Raw genomic sequence first — 2,933 nt, forward strand, 5'->3', positions numbered from 1 at the left:
GGCCGCCGAAGCAGACATTGGCGCAGCGCTCGGGCAGGGCGATGCGGCCGATCGGCGTTCCACCGGGGTCGAACACCATCACCCCGTCCAGCTCCGCCGCGCCCATGCCCCAGCCGCACCACAGATTCCCATCGATATCGACGCGGAAACCGTCCGGCGTGCCGCCAGGTCCGGCATCGATCAGCCGCCGGTTGTTGGTCAGGCGGCTTCCATCCACCACATCGAACACATGGATCGCCCGGTGCGGTTCGGCCGCGAGGCGACCACGTAGAGCCGGCTCTCATCCGGCGAGAAGGCCAGCCCGTTCGGCCCCGCGATATCGTCCGCCACCATGGCGACTGCGCCGCTCGCCGGATCGATCCGGTAGATCGCCGGCGGCAGTTCGGCGTCAGCCCGATGCCCCTCATACCACCCGGAAATGCCGAAGGGCGGGTCGGTGAACCAGATGCTGCCGTCGGACTTCACCACAACGTCGTTCGGCGAATTCAGCCTTCGCCCGCCGAACCCGTCAGCCAGCACCGTGATGCGCCATCGGTTTCCGTACGGACAACCCGCCGACCGCCATGCTCGCAGGTGATGAGCCGCCCCTGGCGGTCCCTGGTGTTGCCGTTGGCATGGCCGGCCGGCTGGCGGAACACGCTGACGCGCCCATCGGTTTCGTCCCAGCGCAGCATCCGGTCGTTCGGAATGTCGCTCCACAGCAGGAAGCGCCCGTCGCCGAACCAGACCGGCCCTTCCGCCCAGCGGCAGCCATCGGCCAGCCGCTCCACCGCCGCGTTGAACAGGCGGTAGCGCGCGAAGGACGGGCTGAGCACATGGATCGCCGGATCGGGGTAGCGCTCGGCCGGCTGCCACGTGGTCATCGTTCGTTCTCCCGCCCATAGGCGAGCAGCAGCGCCAGGATGACGACGCCATAGGCGATGCTGCGCACGTAGTCGGGCATCGATAGCGCGAGCAGCACCGAGACCAGCACGGTCAGGCTCACGGCCCCGGCGGCGACGCCGAGATAGTTGCCGCGCCCGCCAAGGATGTTCACCCCGCCGATCACCACCGCGGCGATCGAGGTGAACAGATAGGGATCGCCGAGCCCGAGCGAAGCCTGCCCGCCGAAGCCGACCAGCATGATCCCGCCGAGAGCGGCGAAGCCGCCGCAAAGGGCATAGAGCAGGATCGTCATCCGCCGGGCGTCGATCCCGGCCAGCGTGGCGGCGAGCGGATTGGTGCCGAGCGCGTAGGTCGCCCGCCCGAACCGCGTCACCGCGAGTGCGCCGCTGACCAGCGCGGTCACGAACGCCCAGAGCCAGAGCGCATCGGGAATGCCGAGCAGGCTGCCATGCGCCAGCGTCTGGATCAGCGGCGGCGCGTAGGATGAGCAGGAGGAGCAGGTGAAACCGCCGCTCAGCCCGAGTGTCAGCCCCTCGACGATGCCGTTCGCCGCCAGCGTCATCACCACCGCGGGAATGCCGAACAGCGCGATGCCGATGCCATTGGCCACCCCACCGCCACCCCCATGCCAAGGGCTGCGGCGATCGCTTCCGGCGCGCCCGTGTTCTTGCCGAGCGAGGTGGTGGTGAGCAGGATCGCCGCGGCGTTCATCACCCAGGGCACCGAAAGGTCGATCCCGCCGATCAGGATGACGAAGCACTGCCCCGCCGCCACGAGGCCGACGAACGAGGCGATCACCAGGATCGAGGCCACGCTGGGGCCGGACAGAAAGCCCGGATGCGCCATCTCGCCAACCACGAAAAGCCCGATCGCGGCGGCAATCGCGTAAAGGATTCGCCGTGTATCGACCGTGAGCGTTCTCATCGCCGCCTCCTGATCGCGCCACCGATGGCGCCGCCGAGCACAACCGCCACGATCAGGAACACCCCTTCGTAGAACGACTGATAGAGTGGGTTGACGTGGCTGAAGAACAGGATGTTGACGATCAGCGTGGTGATGAAGGCCCCCGCAATCGCGCCGGCCGCCGAGCCACGGCCGCCGAAGAGCGAGACCCCGCCGAGCACGACCGCGACGATGGAAGTCAGCGTGTAGCTGTTGCCCGTGGTCGCGTCGCCCGCCGTGGCCGATGCGGCGAGAAACAGCCCTGCCGCGGCCGCCAGCGCCCCATCCAGCATGTAGGCGATGATCTTGGTGCGCAGCACGTTGACCCCGAGCGCGCGGGCCGAGGCCTCGTCATTGCCGATCGCGTAGAGATCGACACCCGTGCGCGAGCGCCGGAACCCCGCCCAGGCCAGCACGAGAAGGCCGATATAGACGAGTGCCCAGGGCGCGTTCGGGTTGCTGCGTGGCGTTCGGCCCGGTTGCAGCCGTCGGGGACGCTGGCGCACGCTGCGATCTACCTGGTGTCGCGATCCGCGTGCTGCCGGCGCCGGCGGCGCCATCCGCCGGCCACACCAATCTGCTGCAACCCGAACGCGCCCTGGGCACTCGTCTATATCGGCCTTCTCGTGCTGGCCTGGGCGGGGTTCCGGCGCTCGCGCACGGGTGTCGATCTCTACGCGATCGGCAATGACGAGGCCTCGGCCCGCGCGCTCGGGGTCAACGTGCTGCGCACCAAGATCATCGCCTACATGCTGGATGGGGCGCTGGCGGCCGCGGCAGGGCTGTTTCTCGCCGCATCGGCCACGGCGGGCGACGCGACCACGGGCAACAGCTACACGCTGACTTCCATCGTCGCGGTCGTGCTCGGCGGGGTCTCGCTCTTCGGCGGCCGTGGCTCGGCGGCCGGCGCGATTGCGGGGCCTTCATCACCACGCTGATCGTCAACATCCTGTTCTTCAGCCACGTCAACCCACTCTATCAGTCGTTCTACGAAGGGGTGTTCCTGATCGTGGCGGTTGTGCTCGGCGGCGCCATCGGTGGCGCGATCAGGAGGCGGCGATGAGAACGCTCACGGTCGATACACGGCGAATCCTTTACGCGATTGC

At 68.5% G+C, this 2,933-nt stretch carries 4 protein-coding genes and 1 pseudogene; 1 reads left to right on the forward strand and 4 read right to left on the reverse strand.

Annotated elements, in window-relative coordinates:
* From ACIDOCELLA78_RS000000113050 to ACIDOCELLA78_RS000000113065, 4 genes and pseudogenes are all read right to left on the reverse strand, one after another.
* Positions 1 to 863 (reverse strand): annotated as a pseudogene (locus ACIDOCELLA78_RS000000113050) (SMP-30/gluconolactonase/LRE family protein); the annotation flags it as partial.
* Positions 860 to 1,495: an ABC transporter permease gene (locus tag ACIDOCELLA78_RS000000113055; protein WP_249676898.1), complete on the reverse strand. Its 636-nt coding sequence runs from the start codon at positions 1,493 to 1,495 to the stop codon at positions 860 to 862. The gene ACIDOCELLA78_RS000000113055 and the pseudogene ACIDOCELLA78_RS000000113050, both read right to left, overlap by 4 nt.
* Positions 1,447 to 1,809 carry a hypothetical protein gene (locus tag ACIDOCELLA78_RS000000113060; protein ID WP_249676899.1) on the reverse strand — a complete coding sequence of 121 codons (363 nt, stop codon included), beginning with the start codon at positions 1,807 to 1,809 and terminating at the stop codon, positions 1,447 to 1,449. Before ACIDOCELLA78_RS000000113060 ends, ACIDOCELLA78_RS000000113055 begins: the two co-directional genes overlap by 49 nt.
* On the reverse strand, positions 1,806 to 2,333 hold the full coding sequence (locus ACIDOCELLA78_RS000000113065) for an ABC transporter permease (protein ID WP_249676900.1): 528 nt from the start codon (positions 2,331 to 2,333) through the stop codon (positions 1,806 to 1,808). Before ACIDOCELLA78_RS000000113065 ends, ACIDOCELLA78_RS000000113060 begins: the two co-directional genes overlap by 4 nt.
* A 15-nt stretch (positions 2,334 to 2,348) precedes the next feature.
* Between ACIDOCELLA78_RS000000113065 and ACIDOCELLA78_RS000000113070 the strand changes: the two genes are divergently transcribed.
* On the forward strand, positions 2,349 to 2,765 hold the full coding sequence (locus ACIDOCELLA78_RS000000113070) for an ABC transporter permease (protein ID WP_249676901.1): 417 nt from the start codon (positions 2,349 to 2,351) through the stop codon (positions 2,763 to 2,765).
* Positions 2,766 to 2,933 lie beyond the last annotated feature (168 nt).

It is taken from the genome of Acidocella sp. C78 (assembly GCF_907164655.1).

Coding starts and splice junctions, on each gene's coding strand:
- ACIDOCELLA78_RS000000113060 (WP_249676899.1), bottom strand. CDS start 1,809: ATGAGAACGCTCACGGTCGATACACGGCGAATCCTTTACGCGATTGCC.